This is a genomic window from Streptomyces sp. NPDC057271 (genome assembly GCF_042668715.1).
In the GTDB taxonomy this organism is placed as follows: domain Bacteria; phylum Actinomycetota; class Actinomycetes; order Streptomycetales; family Streptomycetaceae; genus Streptomyces.
The window spans coordinates 1-26,111 of sequence record NZ_JBHUYJ010000084.1 but is presented as its reverse complement, the minus strand read 5'-3'; the positions used below and the strand labels follow the sequence as shown (position 1 = coordinate 26,111).

At 71.2% G+C, this 26,111-nt stretch carries 23 protein-coding genes and 1 pseudogene; 9 read left to right on the top strand and 15 right to left on the bottom strand.

Annotated features, from left to right (window positions below; genetic code table 11):
- The first annotated feature begins 103 nt into the window (after window positions 1-103).
- The gene (locus tag ACFUJR_RS29390; protein ID WP_383173250.1) at window positions 104-1,792 is read left to right on the top strand and encodes an acyl-CoA synthetase; all 1,689 of its coding nucleotides are present in this window, start codon (window positions 104-106) and stop codon (window positions 1,790-1,792) included.
- A gap of 237 nt (window positions 1,793-2,029) precedes the next feature.
- A complete protein-coding gene (locus ACFUJR_RS29385) occupies window positions 2,030-2,836 on the top strand; it encodes a pentapeptide repeat-containing protein (protein ID WP_383173248.1) in 807 nt (268 codons plus the stop codon).
- 18 nt (window positions 2,837-2,854) lie between these two features.
- On the opposite strand, the gene ACFUJR_RS29380 is transcribed toward ACFUJR_RS29385, so the two are convergent.
- Window positions 2,855-3,631 (bottom strand): GNAT family N-acetyltransferase, encoded by a 777-nt coding sequence (locus tag ACFUJR_RS29380; RefSeq protein WP_383173247.1) that lies wholly within the window; start codon window positions 3,629-3,631, stop codon window positions 2,855-2,857.
- 253 nt (window positions 3,632-3,884) lie between these two features.
- Between ACFUJR_RS29380 and paaK the strand changes: the two genes are divergently transcribed.
- On the top strand, window positions 3,885-5,174 hold the full coding sequence (gene paaK / locus ACFUJR_RS29375) for a phenylacetate--CoA ligase PaaK (RefSeq protein WP_383173245.1): 1,290 nt from the start codon (window positions 3,885-3,887) through the stop codon (window positions 5,172-5,174).
- A gap of 37 nt (window positions 5,175-5,211) precedes the next feature.
- Here the strand turns inward: paaK and ACFUJR_RS29370 are convergent, their stop codons facing one another.
- The 3 genes from ACFUJR_RS29370 to ACFUJR_RS29360 form a co-directional block, all read right to left on the bottom strand.
- Window positions 5,212-6,714 (bottom strand): fatty acyl-CoA synthetase, encoded by a 1,503-nt coding sequence (locus tag ACFUJR_RS29370; RefSeq protein ID WP_383173244.1) that lies wholly within the window; start codon window positions 6,712-6,714, stop codon window positions 5,212-5,214.
- A gap of 313 nt (window positions 6,715-7,027) precedes the next feature.
- Window positions 7,028-8,602, bottom strand: coding sequence for an acyl-CoA synthetase (locus ACFUJR_RS29365; RefSeq protein ID WP_383173243.1), 1,575 nt, complete (start codon window positions 8,600-8,602; stop codon window positions 7,028-7,030).
- Complete coding sequence (locus ACFUJR_RS29360) at window positions 8,599-9,708, bottom strand: NAD(P)H-dependent flavin oxidoreductase (RefSeq protein WP_383173241.1); 1,110 nt, start codon at window positions 9,706-9,708, stop codon at window positions 8,599-8,601. The genes ACFUJR_RS29365 and ACFUJR_RS29360 overlap by 4 nt, the downstream gene beginning before the upstream one ends.
- 170 nt (window positions 9,709-9,878) lie before the next feature.
- Here ACFUJR_RS29360 and ACFUJR_RS29355 point away from each other — a divergent pair, with 170 nt between their 5' ends.
- Window positions 9,879-11,687, top strand: a complete 1,809-nt coding sequence (locus ACFUJR_RS29355; RefSeq protein WP_383173239.1) for a serine hydrolase — start codon at window positions 9,879-9,881, stop codon at window positions 11,685-11,687.
- 97 nt (window positions 11,688-11,784) lie between these two features.
- Here the strand turns inward: ACFUJR_RS29355 and ACFUJR_RS29350 are convergent, their stop codons facing one another.
- From ACFUJR_RS29350 to ACFUJR_RS29335, 4 genes are all read right to left on the bottom strand, one after another.
- Window positions 11,785-12,693 (bottom strand): LysR family transcriptional regulator, encoded by a 909-nt coding sequence (locus tag ACFUJR_RS29350; RefSeq protein WP_383173237.1) that lies wholly within the window; start codon window positions 12,691-12,693, stop codon window positions 11,785-11,787.
- 4 nt (window positions 12,694-12,697) lie between these two features.
- Entirely contained in the window at window positions 12,698-13,897 is a 1,200-nt protein-coding gene (locus ACFUJR_RS29345; RefSeq protein WP_361605875.1) for a glycine C-acetyltransferase, read from the bottom strand.
- A gap of 20 nt (window positions 13,898-13,917) precedes the next feature.
- Window positions 13,918-14,946 carry an L-threonine 3-dehydrogenase gene (tdh, locus tag ACFUJR_RS29340; RefSeq protein WP_383173262.1) on the bottom strand — a complete coding sequence of 343 codons (1,029 nt, stop codon included), beginning with the start codon at window positions 14,944-14,946 and terminating at the stop codon, window positions 13,918-13,920.
- Between the two features lie 168 nt (window positions 14,947-15,114).
- Complete coding sequence (locus tag ACFUJR_RS29335) at window positions 15,115-16,653, bottom strand: phytoene desaturase family protein (protein WP_383173234.1); 1,539 nt, start codon at window positions 16,651-16,653, stop codon at window positions 15,115-15,117.
- A 165-nt stretch (window positions 16,654-16,818) separates the two neighbouring features.
- Here ACFUJR_RS29335 and ACFUJR_RS29330 point away from each other — a divergent pair, with 165 nt between their 5' ends.
- Window positions 16,819-17,286, top strand: a complete 468-nt coding sequence (locus ACFUJR_RS29330) for a hypothetical protein (RefSeq protein WP_383173232.1) — start codon at window positions 16,819-16,821, stop codon at window positions 17,284-17,286.
- Between the two features lie 4 nt (window positions 17,287-17,290).
- Here the strand turns inward: ACFUJR_RS29330 and ACFUJR_RS29325 are convergent, their stop codons facing one another.
- Window positions 17,291-18,352, bottom strand: coding sequence for an IS630 family transposase (locus tag ACFUJR_RS29325; protein ID WP_383173260.1), 1,062 nt, complete (start codon window positions 18,350-18,352; stop codon window positions 17,291-17,293).
- 333 nt (window positions 18,353-18,685) lie between these two features.
- Between ACFUJR_RS29325 and ACFUJR_RS29320 the strand changes: the two genes are divergently transcribed.
- Window positions 18,686-19,507, top strand: coding sequence for a transposase (locus ACFUJR_RS29320; protein WP_383164375.1), 822 nt, complete (start codon window positions 18,686-18,688; stop codon window positions 19,505-19,507).
- Between the two features lie 28 nt (window positions 19,508-19,535).
- Window positions 19,536-19,724, top strand: a complete 189-nt coding sequence (locus tag ACFUJR_RS29315; RefSeq protein ID WP_383164372.1) for a hypothetical protein — start codon at window positions 19,536-19,538, stop codon at window positions 19,722-19,724.
- Between the two features lie 157 nt (window positions 19,725-19,881).
- Here the strand turns inward: ACFUJR_RS29315 and ACFUJR_RS29310 are convergent.
- The 5 genes and pseudogenes from ACFUJR_RS29310 to ACFUJR_RS29290 all read right to left on the bottom strand — a co-directional run.
- Window positions 19,882-19,983 (bottom strand): annotated as a pseudogene (locus ACFUJR_RS29310) (GNAT family N-acetyltransferase); the annotation flags it as partial.
- A gap of 146 nt (window positions 19,984-20,129) precedes the next feature.
- Complete coding sequence (locus tag ACFUJR_RS29305) at window positions 20,130-21,287, bottom strand: serine hydrolase domain-containing protein (protein WP_383164390.1); 1,158 nt, start codon at window positions 21,285-21,287, stop codon at window positions 20,130-20,132.
- A gap of 94 nt (window positions 21,288-21,381) precedes the next feature.
- The gene (locus ACFUJR_RS29300) at window positions 21,382-22,128 is read right to left on the bottom strand and encodes an energy-coupling factor ABC transporter ATP-binding protein (protein ID WP_383164369.1); all 747 of its coding nucleotides are present in this window, start codon (window positions 22,126-22,128) and stop codon (window positions 21,382-21,384) included.
- Window positions 22,125-22,916, bottom strand: coding sequence for a cobalt ECF transporter T component CbiQ (gene cbiQ / locus ACFUJR_RS29295; RefSeq protein WP_383164366.1), 792 nt, complete (start codon window positions 22,914-22,916; stop codon window positions 22,125-22,127). Before cbiQ ends, ACFUJR_RS29300 begins: the two co-directional genes overlap by 4 nt.
- Window position 22,917: 1 nt before the next feature.
- A complete protein-coding gene (locus ACFUJR_RS29290) occupies window positions 22,918-23,982 on the bottom strand; it encodes an energy-coupling factor ABC transporter permease (RefSeq protein WP_383164364.1) in 1,065 nt (354 codons plus the stop codon).
- 133 nt (window positions 23,983-24,115) lie between these two features.
- Between ACFUJR_RS29290 and ACFUJR_RS29285 the strand changes: the two genes are divergently transcribed.
- Together ACFUJR_RS29285 and ACFUJR_RS29280 are read left to right on the top strand one after the other, a co-directional pair.
- The gene (locus tag ACFUJR_RS29285; protein WP_383164361.1) at window positions 24,116-24,475 is read left to right on the top strand and encodes an SsgA family sporulation/cell division regulator; all 360 of its coding nucleotides are present in this window, start codon (window positions 24,116-24,118) and stop codon (window positions 24,473-24,475) included.
- A 38-nt stretch (window positions 24,476-24,513) separates the two neighbouring features.
- Window positions 24,514-25,437, top strand: a complete 924-nt coding sequence (locus tag ACFUJR_RS29280) for an endonuclease/exonuclease/phosphatase family protein (protein ID WP_383164358.1) — start codon at window positions 24,514-24,516, stop codon at window positions 25,435-25,437.
- 202 nt (window positions 25,438-25,639) lie between these two features.
- Here ACFUJR_RS29280 and ACFUJR_RS29275 read toward each other — a convergent pair.
- Window positions 25,640-26,111 (bottom strand): MMPL family transporter (locus ACFUJR_RS29275; RefSeq protein ID WP_383450898.1); only part of this gene is annotated, 472 nt, incomplete at its 5' end.

The following is a 26,111-nucleotide window of genomic DNA, read 5'->3' as shown; positions in this document are numbered from 1 at the left end:
AGTCAGATTCTTCTGCGCACCCCCTTCCCACCTCCGCCGCCCGGCGCTCTAATGACCGCCGAGTCAGTTCGGGCCCGGACGACCAGCGAGGTCAGGAGGAACGGTGGAGTACAACCTTGCCGACCTGTTCGAATCGGTCGTGGACGTGGTCCCGGAGCGCGAGGCGCTCGTCTACGTCGACCACCCGGGCACCGGGGCGGAGCGCCGGCTCACGTACGCGGAGCTGGACACCGCCGCCAACCGTCTCGCCCACCATCTGATCGACGCCGGGATCCGGCCAGGCGAGCACCTGGGCCTGCACCTCTACAACGGGATCGAGTATCTGCAGACCGTCCTGGCCTGTCTGAAGGCACGGATCGTCCCGGTCAACGTGAACTACCGCTACGTGGAGGAGGAGCTGGTCCACCTCTACACGGACGCCGACCTGGCCGCACTCGTCTTCGACGCCGAGTTCACCGGACGGGTCGCGGCCGCGCTGCCGCGGACGGAGAAGCTGCGGCACCTCGTGCGGGTGGGGACCCCGCCCGCCCGTCGCCCGAGCACCGCCCCTCACGGAGCTGCCGCGCAGCCCAGCGCCGCATTCGAGGACGCGCCCGCGCTCGACTGCGTGCCGTTCACGGAGGCGGAGGCGGCCGGTTCACCGCGACGGGGCTTCGCCCCACGCTCGGCCGACGACCTCTTCATCATCTACACCGGCGGTACGACGGGAATGCCGAAGGGTGTCATGTGGCGCCAGGAGGACCTGTTCTTCGCCGGGCTCTTCGGCGGCGACCCGGCGGGCGAGCCGGTCAAGCGGCCCGAAGAGCTCGCCGAGCGCGTCGCGGCGGGCGGCGCGGGAATCACGTTCTTCCCCACTCCCCCGCTGATGCACGGAACCTCGACGCTGACCTCGTTCATCGCCTTCAACTACGGCCAGCGGGTGGTGATCCACCGCAAGTACGCGCCCGAGGAGGTGCTCCGGACCATCGAGAAGGAGAAGGTGTCCAGTGTGTCGCTGGTGGGTGACGCCATGCTCAGGCCGCTGATCGACGCGCTCCACGGCCCGCTCAGGGGCACGGACCTCTCCTCCCTCTTCAGCGTCTCCTCGTCCGGGGCGATCATGTCGGAGACGGTACGGGCGCAGTTCCAGGCGCTGGTGCCCGACGTCCTGCTCCTGAACAACTTCGGATCCTCGGAGTCCGGCTCCAACGGCAAGGCGACGGACGACTCGGGACCCGAGAAGGGCTTCCGCCTGGAGGTGAACGAGCGGACGCGGGTGGTCGACCCGGTGACGTACGAGGAGGTGGCCGTGGGCGAGCCCGGACGCCTCGCCCAGCGCGGACACGTGCCGCTCGGCTACTACAACGACCCGGCGAAGACGGCCGAGACCTTCTTCCAGAAGGGCGACGAGCGCTGGGTCCTGCTCGGCGACATGGCGACCGTCGACGAGCACGGCATCGTCACGGTCCTCGGCCGCGGCTCTCAGTGCATCAACACGGGCGGCGAGAAGGTCTATCCGGAGGAGGTCGAGCAGGCGCTGAAGTCCCATCCGGACGTGTACGACGCACTGGTCGCCGGGGTTCCCGACGCGAAGTGGGGCAACCACGTGGCGGCCGTCGTCCAGCTGCGCTCCGGGGCCCCCGCGCTCGACCTGGAGACCGTCCAGACCCACTGCCGCACACGACTCGCCGGGTACAAGATCCCCCGCCGGCTCGTGATCACGGATCACATCGAGCGCTCTCCCAGCGGCAAGGCGGACTACCGCTGGGCCCGCTCGGTGGCCGCCGCCGAGGACACTCCCGGATCCGCGTAGAGCAGGCGGCCGCGGCGTCCCGGTGGAGCTCGTCGGTCACCGCGGCGGCGTGGGTCGGGGCGGCGTGGGTCGGGGCGGCCTCGTCCCACCGTCCGTAGGCCGGGCCGAGGTGGAGCCGGAGCGCCTCGACCTCCGCCGCCCTCTCGTCGGCGAGGCCCGATGATCTTCGCAACCGGTTTCCCCCCACGGCGCGATACGGTGGGTGTCCACCCCCGTCGACGAAGGAACAGCGCACCCATGTCCGAGACCCTCCGAGGCGACTGCGCCGACTGCTTCGGACTCTGCTGCGTCGCGCTCCCCTTCGCGAAGTCGGCGGACTTCGCGGTGAACAAGTCCTCAGGCGATCCCTGCCGGAACCTCCAGGAGGACTTCCGCTGCGGCATCCACACCAGGCTGCGGCCGAGCGGGTTCTCGGGGTGCACGGTGTACGACTGCTTCGGGGCGGGCCAGAAGGTCTCCCAGGTCACCTTCCACGGGGTCTCCTGGCGCGAGGCCCCGGAGACCTCACGCCAGATGTTCGAGGTGTTCCCCGTGATGCGCCAGCTCCACGAGCTGCTGCGCTACCTCACCGAAGCACTCGCCCGGCCCGCCGCCCGCCCGGTCCACGCCGAGCTCCGGCGTGCCCTGGACCGGGTGGAGCGGCTCACCGAGGGGCCGGCGGACGCCCTGGAGAAGCTCGACGTCACCGCCGTGCGCGGCGAGGTCAACCCGCTCCTCCTGAAGACGAGCGCGCTGGTACGTGCGACGGCCGGCGGCAAGGCCAGGAGCCGGCGGGGCGCGGACCTGATCGGGGCACGGCTCAGGGGGGCCGAACTGCGGGGCGCGGACCTGCGCGGCGCTCTGCTGATCGCAGCCGACCTGACGGGCGCGGATCTGTCCCTGGCCGATCTGATCGGCGCCGATCTCCGGGACGCCGACCTGTCCGGGGCGGACCTCACCGGCTCCCTGTTCCTCACCCACCCGCAGCTGAACGCGGCCCGCGGCGACGACGCGACCCGCCTGCCCGAGGGCTTCGAGCGCCCCGCCCACTGGGCGCGCCCCTAGCCGCTGGAACGGCGCCCCCTACGGGACGTACACGTACGGTGTGGTCGTCGTCAGGGCTGTGAAGCCGAGGCGCTGGAGGATGGGGCGGCTGCTCTCGGCCGCGTCGACCTGGACGAAGCGATGGCCCCGCTCCAGGGCGATCCGCGTACGGAAGGCGACCAGGGCCCGGTACAGGCCCTTGCCCCGCCAGGGCTCGACCGTACCGCCGCCCCACAGGCCGGCGAAGTCCGTGCCGGGGTAGAGCTCGAGGCGCGCGGCGCTGACGGGTTCGTCGCCGGCCATGGCGAGTACGGCGGCGACGCTGTCGGGGGTGGCGGCCAGCTGGTCGAGGAGCTGACGGCCGATGTGGGAGCTGTCGCCGCCGAACGCCCGGTCGTGGACCTCGGTCACCAGCTTCACTCCGGGCGCGTCCGTGACGGGGACAAGCTCGACGCCTTCGGGAAGGTCCACGGCGGTGGGCAGTGTGGCCGCCTCGGCCACCATCAGGGTCTCCGGATCCTCGGCGGTGAAACCGGCGGCGAGCAGGCGCGCGACGAGGTCTGCCGGGCCGTCGTGTCCGTACACCTTCCACTCGAAGGGCAGGCCGCGCGCCGCGAAGTGCCGGATCTGTTCGGCGATGGCCTCGTCCGCGTCCCGCTCCTGGAGACCGGACCAGAGGACGCCGTTCCAGGCATGGGCCGGGCCGGTCTGCCGTACGACCCGGCCGTCTCGCTCCACCCGGGCGCCGGGCCCGTCGGGGTGTGTGCCGAGGCGCCGCTGACGGTCGAAGAGGGCGCGTAGCGCTGCGTGGTCCATAAGACGGCACTCCAGCACCGGCGCCGGAGCGCGGCAAGCGGATTTCCGCGCCCCGATTAGCCGGGAGGTGCGAACCGGCGGTCAGGCGCGCGCGGACGTACCTCGACGTTCTCGAGCACGGATCCAGAAAATCGGCGCCGCCCTCTTGCCATGGGCCGGGTCCGGCCGGATTTACTGACCCCGACGGTATCTACCGAATGATCGGTAGTCCGATTTCAGACGTTCAGGGCGTTCGGACAGGAGTGGTCGGCACATGACGGATCTGCTGGACAGCGGCGAACGACTCGGGCGCGCGGAGCTGGAGACACTCCAACTGGAGCGGCTGCGGTCCACGCTGCGCCACGCGTACGAGAACGTAGGCTTCTACCGCCAGTCCTTCGACAAGGCGGGGATACACCCCGACGACTGCCGCTCACTGGCCGACCTCGCCCGCTTCCCCTTCACCGTCAAGACCGACCTGCGGGACCACTACCCCTTCGGGATGTTCGCGGTCGGCCAGTCCGAGATCCGGCGCATCCACGCCTCCAGCGGGACCACGGGCCGGCCGACCGTGGTCGGCTACACCGAAGGCGACCTGGACACCTGGGCCGACGTGGTGGCCCGCTCGATCCGCGCGGCGGGCGGCAGGCCTGGGCACAAGGTCCATGTGGCGTACGGATACGGCCTGTTCACCGGCGGGCTCGGCGCGCACTACGGCGCGGAGCGGCTCGGCTGTACGGTCATCCCCGCCTCCGGCGGCATGACGGCCCGTCAAGTGCAGCTGATCCAGGACTTCAGGCCCGAGATCATCATGGTCACGCCCTCGTACATGCTCACCCTGCTCGACGAGTTCGAGCGGCAGGGGGTGGATCCGCGGACGACCTCGCTCAAGGTCGGGATCTTCGGCGCCGAGCCGTGGACGGAGGCGATGCGCCGGGAGATCGAGGAGCGCTTCGCCATCGACGCCGTCGACATATACGGGCTCTCGGAGGTGATGGGCCCGGGCGTCGCGCAGGAGTGCGTGGAGACCAAGGACGGTCTGCACATCTGGGAGGACCACTTCTACCCCGAGATCGTGGACCCGTTCACGGGGGAGGTCCTGCCGGACGGCGAGGAGGGCGAGCTGGTGTTCACCTCCCTCACGAAGGAGGCCATGCCCGTCATCCGCTACCGCACCCGGGACCTGACCCGGCTGCTGCCGGGCACGGCGCGGGTGTTCCGGCGGATGGAGAAGGTCACGGGCCGCAGCGACGACATGGTGATCCTGCGCGGGGTGAACCTCTTCCCCACCCAGATCGAGGAGATCGTCCTGCGGACGCCGGCGGTGGCCCCGCACTTCCAGCTGAAGCTGACCCGGGAGGGACGCCTCGACGCGCTGACGGTACGGGCCGAGGCGCGCCCCGACGCCTCCCCGGAGCAGCGGGCGGAGGCGGCCCGGGAGATCGCGCGGGCGGTGAAGGACGGTGTCGGGGTCTCGGTCGGGGTCGAGGTGGTCGACCCCGAGACGCTGGAGCGGTCGGTGGGCAAGATCAAGCGGATCGTGGACCTGCGGGGCGGGCACTGACCGGCTCCCCCTGGCGGGAGCCGGGTCGCGTACGACGTCAGGAGGCTGCGAAGCGGTCGCGCAGCTCCCGCTTGAGGATCTTCCCGCTGGCGTTGCGCGGCAGCTCGTCCACGAAGAGGACCTTCTTCGGGGCCTTGAAGTGGGCGAGCTTCTCGCGGGCGTGGGCGAGGAGTTCGGCCTCGGTCACCTCGGCCGCGCGGGGGACGACGACGGCAGTGACCGCCTCGATCCAGCGCTCGTCCGGCAGACCCACGACGGCGACCTCGGCGACGCCCGGGTGGGTGTAGAGGGCGTCCTCGACCTGGCGTGAGGCGACCAGCACTCCCCCGGAGTTGATGACGTCCTTCACGCGGTCCACGACGGTGTAGTAGCCCTTGGCGTCGCGCACGGCGAGATCGCCCGAGCGGAACCAGCCCCCGCGGAAGGCGGCCTCGGTCTCGTCGTGCTTGTCCCAGTAGCCGTCGCACAGTTGCGGCGAGCGGTAGACGATCTCACCGGGTGTGCCGTCGGGGACCTCCGCGCCGTCCTCGTCGACGACCTTGGCCTCGACGAACCGGACCGGCCTACCGCAGGAGTCCATCCGGCCCTCGTGCTCGTCGGGGCCGAGGACGGTGGCGAGCGGACCGATCTCGCTCTGCCCGAAGCAGTTGTAGAAGCGCAGCCCGGGAAGCCGTTCGCGCAGCCGCTCCAGGACGGGCACGGGCATGATCGAGGCGCCGTAGTACGCCTTGCGCAGCGCGGAGAGGTCACGCCCGGCGAACTCCGGGTGGTTGGACAGCCCGATCCACACGGTCGGAGGCGCGAAGAGGCTGTCCGCGCGGCCCGCCTCGATCAGGTCGAAGAGCGTCTTCGGATCGGGCCCGTCGACGATGGTGTTCTCGGCGCCGACCGCGAGGTAGGGCATCAGGAAGACATGCATCTGCGCGGAGTGGTAGAGCGGCAGCGAGTGGACGGGCTTGTCGTCCTCGTGCAGGTCGAGGGCGTCGATGGCACTGGCGTACTCGTGGACCAGGGCGCGGTGGGTCATCCGGGCGCCCTTGGGCAGGGCGGTGGTGCCGGAGGTGTAGAGCAGTTGGACGTACTCGCGGGCGTCGCGGTCGGTGTCGTACGTGTCGGGCTCGGCGAGCGCCGCGAGGAACGACTCCTCGGTGTCCCGCAGGGCCCGCACCTCCAGGCCGGCGGGGATCCGGTCGGCGAGCGCGGGGTCGGCGAGGACGAGCGAACTTCCGGACTGGCGCAGGATGTAGTCGAGGTCGTCGCCGGTGAGGTGGTGGTTGACGGGGACGTGGATAAGATCCGCGCGCGAGCAGGCGAGGAAGGCGATGAGGTACGCGTCGGAGTTGTGGGCGTACGTCGCGACGCGGGCCCGTTCCTGCAGCCCGTACCGCTCGCGCAGCACGGCGGCCGCGGTGCTCACGGCGGCGTCCAGCTCGGCGTAGGTCCAGGCGCGGTCCGCGTACCGTACGGCGATCCGCTCGGGCGTGCGCTGGGCGCTCATGCGCAGGACGCCGTCGACGGTCCGGGTGAGGAGTCGTTCCATGGCGGGATCCTCGGCGGCCCCGCGCGGCGGGTCAAGTACCGGAGCCGGCCATCCGCCGTGGAGGGCGGCGAGGGCCGGGGCGGGGCGGCGTCGGGACCGACGCCACGTCACCGGCCCCGTGTCAGGGGCTGAACGACAGGAAGCCGAACGCGGCGAAGAGGGCGAGGTGGACGCCGGGCCCTGGACCCGGTAGACGTCGACGTGGTCCGTGCGCAGCCGCCTGAGGCTCGCCTCCACGGAGCGCGCGAGGTTCTCGCGGTGGTTGCCGGCCGCGTCCGGATCGGTGACCCGGCGCGGACGTTCGACGACACCCCTAGAGCGGGCGCTCGTGCCCCTCCCAGTAGGGCTCCCTGAGCCTGCGCTTGTACAGCTTGCCGTTCGGATCGCGGGGCATGGTGGCGATGAAGTCGACGGACCTGGGTCGCTTGTAGCCGGCGAGGCGCTCCTCGCAGTGCGCCAGGATCTCCGCGGCGAGCGCGTCGCCCGCTTCATGACCCTCGGCCGTCTCGACGACGGCCTTCACCTCCTCGCCCCAGTCGGCGTGCGGGATGCCGAAGGCCGCGGCGTCGGCGACCGCGGGATGGGTCAGGAGCGCCGACTCGATCTCGGCGGGATAGATGTTGACCCCGCCCGAGATGATCATGTCGATCTTGCGGTCGCGGAGGAAGAGATAGCCGTCCTCGTCGAGGACGCCCAGATCGCCGACCGTGAAGAAGTCGCCGATGCGGTTCTTCGCCGTCTTCGCCTCGTCCTTGTGGTACGAGAAGCCGCCGGTGGTCATCTTCATGTAGACGGTGCCGAGTTCGCCGGGCGGAAGGCGGTTGCCGTCGTCGTCGAAGACGGCGAGTTCGCTGATGGGCCAGGCCTTTCCGACCGTGCCGGGCTTCTTCAGCCAGTCCTCGGCGGTGGCGAAGGCGCCGCCGCCCTCGCTGGCCGCGTAGTACTCCTCCACACAGCTGCCCCACCAGTCGATCATCGCCCGCTTGACGTGGTCGGGGCAGGGCGCGGCGCCGTGGATGGCGTGGCGCATCGACGAGACGTCGTACCGGCTCCGCACCGCCTCGGGCAGCGCGAGCAGCCGGTGGAACTGGGTGGGAACCATGTGCGTGTGGGTGCAGTCGTGGGCGTCGATGAGCCGCAGCATCTCCTCGGGGGTCCACTTGTCCATGAGGACGAGCGGATGGCCGATGTGCAGCGCGGCGCCGGCGAACTGCAGCACGGCCGTGTGGTAGAGCGGCGAGCACACGAGATGCACGTTTCCGTCGAAGGGCCTGATCCCGAAGATGCCGAGGAAGCCTCCGAGGTGCGTCTCCTCGGGAAGCCTGCCCGGCAGCGGTCGGCGGATGCCGCGAGGGCGGCCGGTAGTGCCGGAGGTGTAGTTCATGACCCAGCCGAGGGTGCGGTCCGACGGGACGGACTCCGGTTGTCCGTCGAGGAGTTCGGCGTACGGCCGGAAGCCCGGCAACGATCCCACGGCGTAGCGGTGGGTGGCGGTCAGGCCCGCCTCGTCGGCGGCGGCCGTCGCCGCCGGCCCGAACCGCTCGTGGGCGACGAGGACCTTGGCGCCGGAGTCCGCGACGATCCAGGCGATCTCGGGCCCGACGAGATGGTGGTTGACGGGGACGAGATAGAACCCGGCCTGGCAGGCGGCGAGATAGGCGGCGAGGAACTCGACCCCGTTGGGCAGGACGACGGCGAAGGCGTCGCCCCGCTCGAGGCCGGCCGCGCGCAACCCGTGGACCAGCCGGTTCACGTCGGCGTGGAGCCGTCCTGCCGTCCACTCCTCGCCGTCCGGCGCGATCAGCACCGTACGGGAGGGGTCGGCGGTGGCCTGGGACCAGAATCCTCCCCCGGACTCCGTCCGGGGGGACTGCCGTGTCTCACTCACGAGGCACTCCGTCCGGCGATGCGGTTGATGCGGTCGACGGCCTTCTCGAACCCGCTGGTGAGCTCGTCGAAGACCTGCTGCACACTGCGCTCGGAATTCATCCGGCCGACGATCTGCCCGACCGGCGTACCGAGCAGCGGCTCCACCTCGTACTTCTGGATACGGGAGACGGCCTCGGCGACCAGCAGCCCCTGGAGCGGCATCGGAAGGGTGCCGGGGCCCGCCGGGTCGTCCCAGGCGTCGGTCCACTCGGTGCGGAGCTGGCGGGCGGGCTTGCCGGTCAGGGCACGGGAGCGGACGGTGTCGCCGGAGCCGGCGGCGAGGAGCTTGGCGGTCAGGGCGCGCGAGTGGAGGTCGGCCTCGGTCGTGGTGAGCCAGAGCGAGCCGAGCCAGACGCCCTGGGCGCCGAGCGCGAGCCCGGCGGCGATCTGCTCGCCGCCGCCGATGCCGCCGGCGGCGAGGACGGGTAGTGGGGAGACGGCGTCGACGACGTCGGGGGTGAGGACCATGGAGGCGATCTCGCCGGTGTGGCCGCCGGCCTCGTACCCCTGGGCGACGACGACGTCGATACCGGCCTCGGCGTGGCGGCGGGCGTGGCGGGCGCTGCCCGCGAGTGCGGCGACGAGCACGTCGTGGTCGTGGGCGCGCTGGACCACGTCGGCGGGCGGGGAGCCGAGGGCGTTGGCGAGGAGCTTGATGGGGTAGTCGAAGGCGACGTCGAGCTGGTTGCGGGCGACCTGCTCCATCCAGCCGGTGATGCGCCAGCCGGAGGCCTCGCCCTCGGCGAGATCGGGGACGCCGTGCTTGGCGAGGGTGGCGCGGACGAACTCGCGGTGCCCTGCGGGGATCATCGCCTCGACGTCGGACTCGCTCACTCCCTCGACCTTCTTCGCGGGCATGACGACGTCGAGCCCGTACGGCAGTCCGTCGGTGTGGCCCTGCATCCAGTCGAGGTCGCGCGCGAGGTCGTCCGGGGCGGTGTACCGCACCGCGCCGAGGACGCCGAACCCGCCGGCTCTGGTGATGGCGGCGGCCACCGCGGGGAAGGGCGTGAAGCCGAAGATGGCGTGCTCGATCCCCAGTTTTTGGCTCAGCTCCGTCTTCATGGGCGGCAGGATGCCGCAACGGATCGGTCGAGGGAAGAGATTTTCTGATGCAGTGTCAGATTCTTTGCCCGACCGTCCGCTTCCGTGACGCACCCTCACCCCGGTAAGAAAGTTTCAGCCGTTGCGCGTGTGGCCGAAGGATTCTTTCAGAGGTGTGGGAGAGGGTAGGGATGACGGAGGAATCGGCAGGGGTTGCGGTGGGCCGGGGAATCGGTCGCCGGGCGTTCGGCGGCAGGCTTCTCGCTCTGGGAGGTGCGTTGATGGTCGGCTCGATTCCGGGGGTCGCCGCGGCCTCCACACCCGGGGGCGGGAGGACGACCCTGCGGCACGGGTCCGCGGAGCGGGCCGGGCTGCTGCCCGAGCATCTGGACCGGCTGGTCGCCGACGCCGAGGCCTTCCTCGGCCCCTCCCCCAACCATCCGTGGTACGCGGGAGCGGTGCTGCTCGCCGGGCGTGGTGGAACGGTCGCGCTGCACCGGCCGATCGGGGCGGCGGTGCGGTACGCGGGGTACGACGAGACGACGGACACCGGGATCGAGCTGCCCGCCGAGCAGCAGATCGCGATGGCGCAGGACACGGTCTTCGACCTGGCGTCCGTCTCGAAGCTGTTCACCTCGATCCTGGCGGTGCAGCAGATCGAGCGCGGGGCGCTCGATCCGGAGGCGAGGGTCACCGGGTACCTGCCGGAGTTCGGGGGCGGCGGGAAGCAGGACATCACGGTCCGTCAGCTGCTGACGCACACCTCGGGGTTCCGGGCCTGGATCCCGCTCTTCAAGGAGCCGACGCGGGAGGGGAAGCTGCGGCTGCTCTGGGCGGAGGCGCCGGTCAGCCCGCCCGGGACCCGATACCTCTACTCGGACCTGAACCTGATCTCGCTCCAGTTGATCCTGGAGGAGATCACCGGTCGCCCACTGGACGTACTGCTCCGGAACGAGATCACCGATCCGCTCCGCATGCACCGCACGCGTTTCAATCCCCCGCTCTCCTGGCGGCCGAAGATCGCGGCGACGGAGGACGCACGGCTGCCCTGGTCCGGCCTCGACCGCGGCATGGTCTGGGGCGAGGTCCACGACGAGAACGCGTACAGCCTGGGCGGGGTGGCCGGCCACGCGGGCGTGTTCTCCTGCGCCTGGGACCTCGCGGTCCTCGCCCGCACGCTACTCAACGGCGGGGCGTACGGCGACGCGCCGCGGATCCTGGCCCCCGAGTCCGTCGAGCTGATGTTCACCGACTTCAACACCGACTTCCCGGGCGACGAGCACGGTCTCGGCTTCGAGCTCTACCAGCACTGGTACATGGGCGCGATGGCCACCCCGCACTCGGCCGGCCACACCGGGTTCACCGGTACGAGCCTTGTCCTGGACCCCACGACGGACGCGTTCCTCGTCGTGCTCGGCAACTCCGTCCACCCGGTCCGTTCGTGGCGCTCCGGCTCGGCGCCCCGGGTCGCCGCGGCGAACAACCTGGCCCGGGCGGTGCCCGTCCGCCCGGGGCACGGGGGGACGGGGCACGGCCGGACGGCCTGGTTCTCGGGTATGGCGAGTGCGACGACCGCCACGCTGACACTGCCACCGCTCGGCGGCACGGCACGGCTGGAGTGCGCCTTGTGGTGGGACACCGAGCCGTCCGTGGACACCGCCTTCCTGGAGGCGTCCACGGACGGCGGCGCGACCTGGGGTCCTGTGCCGTTCACCACCGTACGCAGAGGGCAGGAGCCGCGGGAGCGCGCGGCGGGCTCGGTGAGCGGCTGGTCCGGGCGCGTCTGGCACGAGGCGGTCGCCGACCTCACGGCCTTGGCCGGCGCGGCCTCCGTACGCCTCCGGTGGCGGTACACGACGGACCGGCTCTACGTCGGGCGTGGCGTGTACGTGGACGACCTGCGGGTCCTGGGCCGCGCGGGGCGCCCGCTCTTCGACGCCTCGCGCCCCGCGGACGCGTCCCGGATCGACGCCGTGGGCTGGGTCAGGTCGGCGGACTGAGGCGATTGCGGCCACCTCCGGGCGGACCACCCCGGGGGCCGTTCCTCCCAGCCTGCGCAGGGCGCGGAGGACCGCGGCGCGGACGCCGCGGGCCCCTTCACCCCGCCGGTTCGGCCGCCGCCCTCAGGGCCGCGAGGACCGGGCTGATGAGGGGGTGCTCCTCGGCTCCCCTGCGTACCGCGGCGAAGACACGGCGGGTGGGCGCCACGCCGTCCACCGGGCGGATCGCCACCTCGTCGAGGGGCGTGCCGCGCAGCGCCGAGCGCGGCACGAGCGCCACGCCCGCGCCCGCCGAGGCGAGGGCCACGACGGCCCGGAAGTCGTCGGAGGAGTGCTCAAGGCGGGGCGCGAAGCCTGCGTACTCGCAGGCCAGGACGGTCACGTCATGACAGGGGTTCCCGGCGGACTGGCCGATCCAGGCGTCCTTGGCGAGATCGGAGAGGGCGACCCGCTCGTCGCCGGCGAGCGGGTGGCCGAGCGGCAGGACGGCGTCGAACGGCTCCGCGTACAGCGGTACGCGGGTGAGCCGGGCGTCGTCCTCGCCGGGAGCGCCCCGGTACTCGACGGCCACGGCGACGTCGACCTGGCGGTCCAGGACCATCAGCAGGCTCTCGTCGCCCTCCGCGTCCCGTACCCGGACCCTTATGCCGGGCGACGTGCGGGCGAGGCCGCGGATGGCGGGGGCGACGACCAGGCCGATGCCGGTGGCGAAGGCCGCGACCGTGACCGTACCGGCCTCGCCCGATCCGTAGGCGGCGAGTTCGGACTCGGCGCGCTCCAGCTGGGCGAGGACGGCGTTGGCGTGGCTGAGGAGGATCTCCCCCGCCGGGGTGAGCCGCGCCCCGCGGGCGTTGCGCTCGACGAGGCGGTGGCCGGTCTCCTGCTCCAGGGCGGCGAGCTGCTGGGAGACGGCCGAGGGGGTGAGATACAGCGCGGCGGCAGCCGCCGTGACGGTGCGGTGGTCGGCCACCGCCCGGAGGATGTGCAGCCGCCGCGCTTCGATCATGCCCCTAGTTTCGCAGGGCGGCGCGCGCGTCGACGAACGCGTCCACAGCCCGGTTCACATCATCGGACGAATGGGCCGCCGAGAGCTGGACCCGGATGCGGGCCTGACCCTGCGGGACGACCGGGTACGAGAAGCCGATCACGTACACACCGCGCTCCAGGAGCAGCTCCGCCATCCGTCCGGCTTCGGACGCGTCGCCGATCATGACGGGCGCGATGGCGTGGTCGCCGGGGAGGATGTCGAAGCCCTCCGCGGTCATCCGCGTACGGAAGAGCTCGGTGTTGGCACGCAGCCGCTCGCGCAGGTCGCCGGCGGACTCCAGCAGGTCCAGGACCTTGAGGGAGGCGGCGGCGATGACCGGGGCCAGCGTGTTGGAGAAGAGGTACGGGCGCGAGCGCTGGCGCAGCAGGGCGACGATCTCGGCGCGGGCGGCGACATAGCCGCCGGAGGCGCCGCCGAGGGCCTTGCCGAGGGTGCCGGTGATGATGTCGACCCGGTCCATGACGCCGTGCAGCTCGGGGGTGCCACGACCGCCGGGGCCGACGAAGCCGACGGCGTGGGAGTCGTCGACCATCACCATGGCGTCGTAGCGCTCGGCCAGGTCGCAGATCTCGTCGAGCGGGGCGACGTAGCCGTCCATCGAGAAGACGCCGTCGGTGACGACCAGCTTGCGTCGGGCGCCGCCCTCCGTGGCCTCCTTGAGCTGCTGCTCCAGGTCGGCCATGTCGCGGTTGGCGTAACGGAAGCGGCGGGCCTTGGAGAGGCGGATGCCGTCGATGATCGACGCGTGGTTGAGGGCGTCGGAGATGACGGCGTCCTCGGGGCCGAGCAGCGTCTCGAAGACGCCACCGTTGGCGTCGAAGCAGGAGGAGTAGAGGATCGTGTCCTCCTGGCCGAGGAAGGAGGAGAGGCGGGCCTCCAACTCCTTGTGCACCTCCTGCGTGCCGCAGATGAAGCGCACGGACGCCATGCCGTAGCCCCAGCGGTCGAGCGCCTCGTGGGCGGCGGCGATCACCTCGGGGTGGTCGGCGAGGCCGAGGTAGTTGTTGGCGCAGAAGTTGAGCACCTCTCCCGGCTGACCACCGGCGGTGACGGCGACGGTCGCGGACTGGGGCGTGCCGATCACGCGCTCGGGCTTGTGCAGCCCGGCGGCGCGGATCTCGTCGAGGGTGGTGCGGAGGTCGTCGCGTACGGAAGTGAACATGGTTCGGTCCTTTGAGGGGATCAGACGGTCCAGTCGAGGATGATCTTGCCGCCCTTGCCGGACGCGGCGTCGTCGAAGGCGGCCTCGAAGTCGGTGTACGCGTAGCGGCCGGTGATCACCGGGGCGAGGTCCAGTCCGCCCTCCAGGAGGACGGACATGGCGTACCAGGTCTCGAACATCTCGCGGCCGTAGATGCCCTTGATCGTGATCATCGAGGTGACGATCTTCGCCCAGTCGACGGAGAAGTCCTCCGCGGGCAGGCCCAGCATGGCGATCTTGCCGCCGTTGGTCATGTTCGCGACCATGTCGCGCATCGCGCGCGGGTTGCCGGACATCTCCAGGCCGACGTCGAAGCCCTCCTTGAGGCCGAGCGTGCGCTGGCCGGCCGCGATCGTCTGCTCGGCGACGTTCAACGCGAGCGAGACGCCCGCCTTGCGGGCGAGCGCGAGGCGCTCCTCGCTGACGTCGGTGATGACCACGTTGCGCGCGCCGGCGTGCTTGGCCACCGCCGCCGCCATGATGCCGATCGGGCCCGCACCGGTGACGAGGACGTCCTCGCCGACGAGCGGGAAGGAGAGCGCGGTGTGCACGGCGTTGCCGAAGGGGTCGAAGATCGCGGCGACGTCGAGGTCGACGGGGACACGGTGCACCCACACGTTGGACGCGGGCAGGGCGACGTACTCGGCGAACGCACCGTCGCGGCCGACGCCGAGGCCGACGGTGGCGCGGCAGAGGTGGCGGCGGCCGGCCAGGCAGTTGCGGCACTTGCCGCACACGAGGTGGCCCTCGCCGCTGACCAGGTCACCGACGGCGATGTCCGCGACGTCACGGCCGGTCTCGACGACCTCGCCGACGAACTCGTGGCCGAGGGTCAGCGGCGTGGCGATGGTCTTCTGCGCCCAGCCGTCCCAGGAGCGGATGTGCAGGTCCGTCCCGCAGATACCGGTCCGCTTGACCTTGATCAGTACGTCTCCGGCACCGATCTCCGGCTCCGGTACGTCCATGAGCCAGAGTCCCGGCTCCGCGTTCTGCTTGACCAGTGCCTTCAATGCCATGGCTCCCGACGTGCGTGTCCTGTGACCTTCGGGGTCCGGGCGCGGGTTCGCGCCCAAGATCCCCGAAGGAAATCTTCCGTACGTCAGGCTCCCGGTCCATCGAGGTTTTCTTAAGCACCGCCACAGGTGAGCTTCACGCCGTCGGCCGGACGCGGCCTCTCGTCAGCGTCCGAGGGCCGCCATGGCGGCGTTGTGGCCGGGGATTCCGCTCACACCGCCGCCCCTGACCGCGCCCGCGCCGCAGAGCAGGACGTTGGCGTGCGCGGTCTCGACGCCCCAGCGGCCGGTGCCCTCCTCCCCGTAGGGGAAGGAGAGATCGCGGTGGAAGATGTGGCCGCCGGGCAGCCTCAGGTCGCGTTCGAGGTCGAGCGGTGTCTTCGCCTCGATGCAGGGACGGCCCTCGTCGTCGAGGGCGAGACAGCCGGCGAGCGGCTCGTCGAGGACGGCGTCGAGTTCGGCGAGGGTCGCCTTGAGAAGGGCGGTTCGGGCGGAGTCGTTGTCGGCGGCGAACAGCCGGGCGGGGGTGTGCAGTCCGAAGAGCGTGAGGGTCTGGTAGCCGCGCTCGGCGAGGTCCGGGCCGAGGATGCTCGGGTCGGTCAGCGAGTGGCAGTAGATCTCGGAGGGCGGCGCGCTCGGCAGCCGGCCAGCGGCGGCTTCGGTGTAGGCGGTGGCCAACTGGCCGTATCCCTCGGCGATGTGGAAGGTGCCCGCGAACGCCTCACGCGGGTCGACAGAGCGGTCCCGGAGCCTCGGGAGCCGGGTGAGGAGCATGTTGACCTTGAGCTGGGCGCCCTCGGCGGGCGCCGGCGGCGTCTCGCCGAGCAGAGACGCCAGGGCCTGCGGTGAGGCGTTCACGAGTGCGTGCCCTGCCGCGACGACGCCCTCGCCCTCGGCCGTGCGGTAGGAGACCTCGGCTCGGGCGCCGTCGGTCTCGATCCGGGTGACCTCGTGACTGGTGCGGATCTCCGCGCCCGCGGCGCGGGCGGCGAGCGCGAGGGCGTCGGTGAGGGCGCCCATGCCGCCGACGGGGACGTCCCAGTCTCCGGTGCCGCCGCCGATGACGTGGTAGAGGAAGCAACGGTTCTGGAGCAGTGAGGGGTCGTGGGCGTCGGCGAAGGTCCCGATGAGGGCGTCGGTCAGGACGACGCCCCGGACGAGGTCGTCGGCGAAGGTCTCCTCGACGGCGGCGCCGATCGGCTGCTCGAAGAGCATCCGCCACGCGGTCTCGTCGGCCACGCGGGCGCGCAGCTCCTCGCGGGAGGGCAGCGGCTCCGTGAGCGTGGGGAAGACGCGCTCGGCGACCTGACCCGTACGGCCGTAGAAGGCCTGCCAGGCCTCGTACTCCCGGTCGGAACCGGTGAGGGCGGCGAAGGAGGCACGGGTGCGCGCCTCGCCGCCGCCGACGAGCAGGCCCCCGTCGCCCTTCGGGGTGTACGAGGAGATGGACCGTTTCCGCACCGCGAACCGCAGGCCCAGCTCCCGCACGATCTTCGGCGGCAGGAGGGAGACGAGGTACGAGTACCGGGAGAGTCGGGCGTCGACCCCGGCGAAGGGCCGGGTCGAGACGGCGGCACCCCCGGTGGAGGCGAGGCGTTCCAGGACGAGGACGGTGCGTCCGGCGCGGGCCAGGTAGGCGGCGGCGACCAGTCCGTTGTGGCCGCCGCCGACGATGACGGCGTCGTACGAGCGCTGTGCGGTCATGTCTCTTGCTAACACGCGAAGATCGCCCACGGAACCCCGTGGGCGGGGACGGCTTGGACTCCGCGGCGCCTGCCGACGGGTCCGGCGCGGGGCTAGTGCTCTGACCGGGAAGGTTCACCGGGGTCAGTACCCTGAGCCCGGCTGCGGTGGACGAGGAGGTCGGGCATGACGCGGAGACTGTCGGTGGACAAGGCCGTGGGACTGCTTGAGAGCGAACTGGGGTCAGGGCAGCGCGCGCTTGAGGACATGGTCACCGAAGACCTCTGGCTTGCCTTCCTCCGATTCGGCCGACGGCTGTTCGATGTCTCGGACACACCCGACGCTGACGGTCTTCTGTTCCAGTACGGGACCCACGCGTTCGACGGCCCTCCGGCATTCACGCTGGACCTCACCCGGCAGTTCGAGATCTCCGACCACAACGGTGATCACGACCCTTACGTGCAGGTCCACTGCGAGCTCAGGTACGGACGCGCACTCGCCCTGGAGGCCCTCGGAAGCTTCGACTCGTGGTTCTTCCACGATGCCGGAGACGATCTCGAAGTGTGGGCTCAAGGACTGACCGAGCGGGCAGCCTGGACAACGATCCACAGACTCAAGCCGACCGAGATCAGGGTGTATCAGGAGCAGGTGTAGTCGTTCAGGCCGCCATCGTGGTGGGACGCCCTCCCCAGCGGACACCCTTCTCACTGCGGATGCGGGCTCGTTCACGTCGTTGGGCTGCGAGGACGTCGGGGTGGCGGGCGTTCTGGTTGCGCCAGCGCAGGTAGGCGTGGAGGGCCCGAGTTTGGACCGTGTGTTTGGGATGGTTCGAGTTGGCCAGGGTGAACTGCCGCAGCGGTCCGAAGTGGGCTTCGATGGGGTTGGCCCAAGAGGCGTAGGTCGGGGTGAAGCACAGCTCGACCTTGTTCTTGGCCGCCCACCTTTTCATCCGCCAGTTCGTGTGGGCGGAGAGGTTGTCGAGGATCACGTAGATCGGGGCGCCGTCCGGGCGGGCGGCCCGGATGGTTCGCAGGGCCGCCCAGGTGTGGTCGATGCCCTTGCGGCGCCGGTTGATCCCCCACATCTGGTCGTCGCCGACGGAGTAGCAGCCGTGGAAGTAGGTGATCCCGTGCATTCGGCGGAACGTCGCCGGCAGTCGATCTGGCCGGCCCTGTCCTGCCCAGCATGAGCCGGCAGTCGGGCCGATGCCCAGCGGTCCGAACTCGTCGAACGCGAACGTGCGGTCAGGCCGCTCGTTGATCGCGTACTCGATCCGGGCCAGCTTGGCGTCGAAGTCCGCATCAGGGGACTCCTTCCAGGTCTTCGTGCGCTGGAAGGAGATCCCGCGGCGGGCCAGTAAGCACCGCAGGGCCTCCCGGTCGATCCGGACGGGCCGGGCGATGTTCCTGCTCAGGTGATCTGCGAGCTTACGGATGGACCAGCGGGTGAAGGGCTTGCCCAGCACTGTCGGGCGGGTGGTGGCCGTCTGGACGACAAAGTCCTCGTCGTCACGATCGAGAAGGCGGGGACGGCCTCCCGCCCAGCGAGGGTCCAGGCATGCGAGCCCGATCTCGTTGAACTTGTGGATCAGGTCGCGGACGGTGTCCTCGTCCGCCTGGACCAGACGGGCTATGACCGGGACCGTGCTGCCGCTGGCCGAGGCCAGCAGCATCATCGCCTGCCGGAACCGCACCGAGCTGGTACTGCCTCGCCGGACGATGTGCTGGAGTTTCTACCCTTCCTGCTCGGTCAGATCGCGAACCCGCACCGGTTGCCCCATCCCGCCTCCCCACTGGTCCGGGAAAGTATTTCCAACCAGCACACGAGCAACCCGGCGAACCTTCCCGGTCACAGCACTAGCTTGACTCTGTCGGTGATCTTGAAATTTCCCGGCGTGGCGCCATGACCAGTGGGCATGCCCGGGCTGTTCCGTTGACCGTTGTGCTCGGCGAGGTGTCCGTTGTCTCTTCGTCCCCGTTCTGGTGAGCAAGTACCGGCTCTGACCGCGCAGGTCGCGCGGGCGAGCAATCCGGGCGGGACGACGGCGATGTGGGTGAGAGACCGCCTCGACGGGCTGTGGAGTGACGAGGACTTCGCCGGCTGGTACCCGCGTGACGGGCGGCCGGGCTTGTCCCCGGCTCAACTGGCAACGGTCTGTGTCCTGCAGTTCCTGCTGGGCCTGTCGGACCGACAGGCGACCGAGGCCGTGCGCTGCCGCATCGACTTCAAATACGCGCTGGCCATGGAGCTGGACGACCCGGGTTTCCACCACAGCGTGCTGGGCGACTTCCGAGACCGTTTGACCCAGGACGACCGGGCCGATCACCTGCTCGATCTCGTCCTGGCCCGGCTGAAGGAGGCGGGATTGGTCGCCAAGCGCGGTCGGCAGCACACCGACTCCACCCACGTCCTGGCCGCCGTGCGTGACCTGACCCGCCTGGAAATGATCACCGAGGCGATGCGAGCCGTGCTGGAGAACACCGCCCGCATCGCGCCATACGCCCTGGTGGATCTTGTCACCGAGGAGTGGGGCAAGCGTTACGGCCGACCGGTGCGTCTGGGGAAGAATCCCACGCGCCCGGTGTCCAGGAGTCTGGAGGTCGGAGGCGATGTCCATGGGCTCCTCGACCACTTCTTCCGCAGCCATCCCGGCCTATGGGCGAATCCGCAGGTCCAGACGTTGCGGCAGATCTTCCTGCAGAACTATTGGCACGATGCGGCAGGGAAGATCCGCTGGCGCACGGAGAAGACGGGCGGCCTGCCGCCCTCGGCCGCCGCGCTGGTCTCCCCCTACGATCCGGACAGCGCGCTATGCCCGGCGCGGACACACCACCCGCTGGAAGGGCTATCTCGCGCATGTCAGCGAGACCTGTGACGACGACGGCATCAATGTGATCACCGACGTGGCCACCATGACCGCGACCGAGCACGACTCCCGGGCGCTGCCCGAGATCCACACCCGGCTCACCCGGCGCGGCCTGCTGCCGGCCGAGCACCTGGTCGACAGCGGATACGTGTCCGTCGTCCTGGTGAACCGGGCCGCCCTGTCCGTGGTCAGGCAGTACATCGACCAGCAGAACCGGCCGGGGTGAGCCGCGCCCGGCTCCGCCGGGAAAGCCTCCCGGCGCTCCGCGCCGCAGGCGGCATATCTCCGTCCGGCTCCGCCGGACCCGTTGCGGTGACGCTCCGCGTCACACCGGCAGATTCGCTTCACCCCCGGCCTGAAGGCCGGAGCACTGCGAATAGATCCCGGTAGCTCAGACACCAGCAGACGTCGGCCCCGGGCGACTTCGGACCGATCAGGGTCCGCACGTCCTCGAAGACGGACGCCGGACGAACCTCGGTGCTCATACCTCCACGATGGCACGGCCCACGCGCGCCGAGGCGGCGCGCACCGGACGGGCGAGGTTCATGCCCCCTGGTCGAGTGCCGTGCCCACCAGACAGGCGAGGCTCATGCCCCCTGGTCGAGTGCCGTGCCCACCAGACAGGCGAGCCTCATGCCCCCTGGTCGAGTGCCGTGCGGACCGCGCGGACGAGGGCCTGGGCACGGGGGTCCGCCGTCACCGTCTTGCGCATGCCGTTCGTGACGTAGCCGAACCCGATGGACGACTCCGGGTCGGCGAAGGCCAGGGAGCCGCCCCGGCCCGGGTGGCCGAACGAGGTTGCGCCGAGGAGCGGGGAGGCCGGGCCGTGGAGCATGTGGCCGAGTCCGAAGCGGGTGCCCACCATCAGGACCCGGTCGGGGCCCGCGGACTCCTCGGTGCGGGCGAGGGTGAGGGTCGCCGGGGCGAAGAGGCGGGGGCCGCCGTCGACCGGGCCGAGGGTCGAGGCGTAGAAGCGGGCCAGCGCGCGGGCCGTGGAGACTCCGGCGGAGCCGGGCAGTTCGGCCGCCCGGTACTCCGGGGCGTTCTCGTCGGGCTTGGGGTCGATCGCCCCGAAGGCCCGCCGCGTCAGGGAGTCCGGGTCGCGGTAGGCCTCGGTGACCGCGCGCTTGGGACGGAGCTTCAGTGCACCGCTGCCGGCGGGCTCCCGCTCCTCCACCGGGCCCAGGCGGCCGACCCGCGCCGCCTCTTCGGACGGCAGACCTATCCAGAGGTCGAGGCCGAGCGGGCGGGCCATCTCCTCGGCGACCCAGCGGCCGATGGTACGGCCGGTGACGCGGTGGACGAGCCCGGAGAGCAGCCAGCTGAAGGTGTGCGCGTGGTAGCCGTGGGCCGTGCCCGGCTCCCAGGCCGGGGTCTGCGCGGCGATCGCCGCCCGGGCGATCGCCGGGTCGATCGCCTCCGCGAGCGTCAGCGGCCGGTCCAGGACCGGTACGCCCGCCCGGTGCGCGAGGAGCTGCCGTACGCTCACCCGCTCCTTGCCGGCGGCCTTGAACTCCGGCCAGTACGTGCCGACCGGCGCGTCCAGGTCGAGCTGGCCGCGCTGGTGGAGCAGCAGCGGTACGGCGGCGGCGACGCCCTTGGTGGCCGAGCGGACGACCTGTGCGGTGTCGACGGCCCACGGGATCTCGCCGTCGACGTCCCGGGTCCCCGCCCACAGGTCGACGACCTTGACGCCGTCGCGGTAGACGGCGACCGCCGCGCCCCGCTCGCCGCGCTGCTCGAAGTTGCGCAGGAACGCGTCCCTGACCGGCTCGAATCCCGCCGCCATCGTGCCCCGGACGTCCACGTCCCACACTCCTTCTCGCTCGTACCCCCATGGTGCAACGCCGGTCCCAGGCCGCCGATTCCGGGGGTCGGAACGGTCAGCCGACGGGGCGGGGCACGAAGCCGTACGGGAGTTCCAGGCGGTTGCGTCTCATCAGCTCCTCGTCGGCGAGGACGTCGGCCGTGGGGCCGTCCCCGGCGATCACGCCCTCGCTGAGGATCACCGAGCGCGGGCAGAGCTCCAGGGCGTACGGCAGGTCGTGGGTGACCATGAGGACCGTGACGTCCAGGGAGCGCAGGACGTCCGCGAGCTCACGGCGGGAGGCCGGGTCGAGGTTGGAGGAGGGCTCGTCCAGGACGAGGATCTCGGGCTCCATCGCGAGGACGGTCGCGACCGCCACCCGCCGCCGCTGCCCGAACGACAGATGGTGCGGCGGCCGGTCGGCGAACTCCGCCATGCCGACGCGCTCCAGGGCCCTGACCACCACCGTCTCCAGCTCGGCGCCCCGAAGCCCCGCGGCCGCCGGGCCGAACGCGACGTCCTCACGGACGGTCGGCATGAAGAGCTGGTCGTCCGGGTCCTGGAAGACGATCCCGACCCGGCGCCGGATCTCGGCCAGGTTCCGCTTCTCGACCGGCAGCCCGGCGACGGCGACGGCGCCCGCGCCGCCGGTGAGGATGCCGTTGAGGTGGAGGACGAGGGTCGTCTTGCCCGCGCCGTTGGGGCCGAGCAGCGCGACGCGCTCGCCGCGTTCGATGGTCAGGTCGACGCCGAAGAGGGCCTGGTGGCCGTCGGGGTACGCGTACGCGAGGCCGCGGACTTCGAGCGAGGGGGCATCGTTCATAGCGTCCATCCGAGGAGGCAGATCAGCAGTGCGGTGAAGGGCAGGGCGGCGGCACGCGCCCACTGCGCCCGGGTCGCGGTCACCTCGTCGAGGACCGGCATGGAGCCCTGGTACCCCCGGCTGACCATCGCGAGGTGGACGCGCTCGCCGCGCTCGTACGAGCGGATGAAGAGAGCGCCCGCGGACTTGGCGAGGACGCCCCACTGGCGGACGCCCTTCGCCTCGAAGCCGCGCGAGCGGCGGGCGACGGACATGCGGCGCATCTCGTCCGTGATCACATCGCCGTACCGGATCATGAAGGAGGCGATCTGGACGAGGAGAGGCGGGAGCTTCAGCCGCTGGAGGCCCAGGAGCAGCTCGCGCAGTTCGGTGGTGGCGGCGAGCAGGACGGAGGCGGCGACGCCGAGGGTGCCCTTGGCGAGGACGTTCCAGGCCCCCCACAGGCCGGGGACGGAGACGGAGATCCCGAGGACCTCCGTCTGCTCGCCCGGGACCACGAAGGGCATCATGAACGCGAAGGCCACGAACGGGATCTCGATCAGCAGCCGTCGGAGCAGGAACCCGGCCGGGACGCGGGCCGCCGCCGCGACGGCGCCGAGCAGCACGGCGTAGAGGGCGAAGGCCCAGACCGCCTCGCGGGGCGTGGAGGCCACGACCACCACGAAGGCGAGGACGGCGGCGAGTTTGGTGTGCGGGGGCAGCGTGTGCACCGGCGAGGTGCCCCGCCGGTACAGCTTGTGCGTTCCCCCGTGGCCTCCGGCACGGGAGGTGCCCCCACCCGCTCCCACGTCAGACCTGGGCGCCGGTCGGTTCCGCACGGCGCCGGCGGACGAGCCAGAAGGCGCCCGTGCCGACGGCGAGCGTCACGCCGACGCCGATCACGCCCGCGAGGCCGCCCGAAAGCCGGGCGGTGTCGACGCCCTTCACGCCGTAGTCGGCGAGCGGGGAGCCGGCGGCCGCGTGCTCCTCGACGTTCTTGTCGAAGCCGTTGTCGGCGGCGACCTTCTCCAGGCCGTCCGGGCTCGCGGAGGCGTAGAAGGAGACGAAGCCGGCGAGGATCAGCGCGGCGGCCACGCCGCCGAGCCAGAACCTCCTGGGCGAGCGGGCGGCGACGGGCGCGAAGTCGCGGGCGGGCGCGTCGACCAGCTCGCCGTCGACGCGCAGCTTGAGCGGGGCGGTGAGCCCACGGGCGCCGTACACGAGGTCGGGGCGGACGGCGACGACCGCGCCGACGGTGAGCATGGTGATGGCGCCCTCGCCGATGCCGATGAGGGTGTGCACGCCGACCATGGCGGTGAACACCTTGCCCAGCGGTACGGCGGTGGTGCCGCCGATCGCGTAGACGAGGGTGAAGGCGGCGGCCGATGCGGGTACGGAGACGAGCGCGGCCACGAAGGAGGCGACGGTCACCGAGCGGCGGGTGCGCGGCAGGACGAGGACGAGGCCGCGGAAGAGCGCGTACGCGACGACGACCGTGACCACGCCCATGACGGTGATGTTCACGCCGAGCGCGGTGAGTCCGCCGTCCGCGAAGAGGATGCCCTGCATCAGCAGGACGACGGCGATGCAGAGCACGCCTGTGTACGGCCCGACGAGGATCGCGGCGAGCGCGCCGCCGAGCAGATGTCCGCTGGTCCCGGCCGCGACCGGGAAGTTCAGCATCTGTACGGCGAAGACGAACGCGGCGACGAGACCGGCGAGCGGGGCGGCCCTGTCTCCCTCGTGGCCTTCGGCACCGGAGCTGCCCCCGAGTTCGCGGCGGGCTCCGCGCAGGCTGACGGCTACGGCGCCGGCGGCGACGACACCGGCGACGGCCGATACGGGGGCGTTGATGAATCCGTCAGGTACATGCACGTCCCGAATGATGAGCGCTCCTGCAAAGGGCTTGCAAGAGCGCACAGGTCACAGAAACGCAGCTTCCCCCGCGCAGACGGCGGAAAATATGGGACATTAGGGGATAAGTAAGACGAGTGTGAGGAGTGGCTCGATGTCCCCCACCACGGAAGGTCGTGAGATCCAGGACCACGCCAAAGGCCGGATCATCAGCGACGCCCCTCTCTCCCGCCCCGTCCCGGTCGCCCTCCGCTACGACCCCGGATCCGGCCCCGCCACCGTGCGCTTCGTCTTCCCCGGCAACATCGAGTGGTCCTTCCCGCGCGACCTCCTCGAGACGGGGATGCGGGCCCCGGTCCGCCGCGGCGACGTGAGCGTCTGGCCCTGCGGCCGGGTGCAGACGGTGGTCGAGTTCCACACGGCCGACGGAGTCGCGGTCGTCCAGTTCGACACCACCGCCCTGCTCCGCTTCCTGAAGCACACCTACGCCGTCACCGCGTCGATGGCCCCGTAGAGTGCGGTCGTCATTCCTGACGATCATGGGGGATCCACTTGCGGAAGAGACTGTGGGGGGCGCTGGGCGCCGCCCTTCTGACCCTGTCCGGGGCGTCGGTGTCCGGCAGCACCACGGCGCAGGCCGCGCCCGCGGCGGCGACACCGCCTCCGGGAACGAATCTGCAGGTCATGAGCTGGAACATGTGCGGCGTCGAGCGGTGGGGTTGCACCGGTACCGGCACGGCGGCGGAGAAGTCCGACGTCGTCAAGCAGTACGTGCAGAGCCACTACGTGCAGGCCGTCCTGCTCCAGGAGGTCTGCGCGAGCGGCCTCGACGACCTGATGGCCAAGCTCGGCGCGGGATGGAGCAAGAGCTTCGTGCCGTACCACTGGTCCCAGAAGGGCGTACGGACCCCGAGCCCCTGCGCGACCGGCGCCGGGTCCGACCCGAACGACCTCGTAGGCACCGCGATCGTGGTGAAGGCCGGTCTCGCGGACGCTCAGCAGTACCCGACGACCCAGCCGTGGACCGGGCTCAACCCGCCGTTCCAGTGCGCGACGGCGACGTACTTCGGCGTACGGCTCTGCTCTGTGCACGCGTCGACGAAGAACGCCAACCCCGAGCACCCGGACTGGGACTACCGCGACGACCAGCTCGCGGAGATCAAGCAGGTCGTCTCCGGCTTCCCGAAGGTGGCCTTCGGCGGCGACTTCAACGCGAGCCCGCCGGACCGGGCGGGCAACCCCGACGCCTGGATCTGGCCGGCCGGCCTCTACTTCCAGGGCGCGGGCACCCCCGGCTACCAGGAGTGCGACCAGCAGGGGGCGGTCCGCGACGGCAAGGACACCCATGACGGCGGATGGAAGCTGGACTACCTGTTCAGCAGCGAGGCGCGGCGCTGGTGTCTCGTCGCCGACACCCCGCGCTCGGACCACCACGTCCTCATCGAGAGCGTGACGATCACCCCTCCGGCGGCCTGAGGACCGATCCGCGGGAGGCCCCGAACGCGACCGCGCCGTCACCGTGTCGGACTCGACACGATGACGGCGCGGTGCCGCGCAGGCTCCCCGTCCCCACAGGTTCCGGCGCGATCCGGGGCGTACTCCTCCTCCGCTGAAGCGGCTCCACCGGAGCGGTTCTCGCCGCTCCTCCTGCCGACCGCCCCGGAGTTCCTCAGGGGGCTCAGACCCTCGCGAGCTCGCGCTCCGGGTCGTGCGGCCCCTCGGCGTCCTTCGCCGCCAGGCCCTCGCCCTCCACGTCCACGTTGGGCAGCGCCCTGTCCAGCCACTTCGGCAGCCACCACGCCTTGTGGCCGAGCAGCGCGAGCACCGCCGGGACGATCGCCATCCGGACCACGAACGCGTCGAAGAGGACGGCGACGGCGAGACCGAAGCCAATCATCTTGATCATCTGGTCGGTCATGCCGATGAAGCCGGAGAAGACCGCGATCATGATCACCGCGGCGGCGGTGACCACCCGGGCGCTGTGCCGGAAGCCGGTCACGATCGTCTCGCCGGGCCGCTCCCCGTGGACGTACGCCTCGCGCATCCGGGTGACGAGGAAGACCTCGTAGTCCATGGCGAGACCGAAGACCACACCGACCATGAAGATCGGCATCATCGACATGATCGGGCCGGTCTGCTCGACCCCGAAC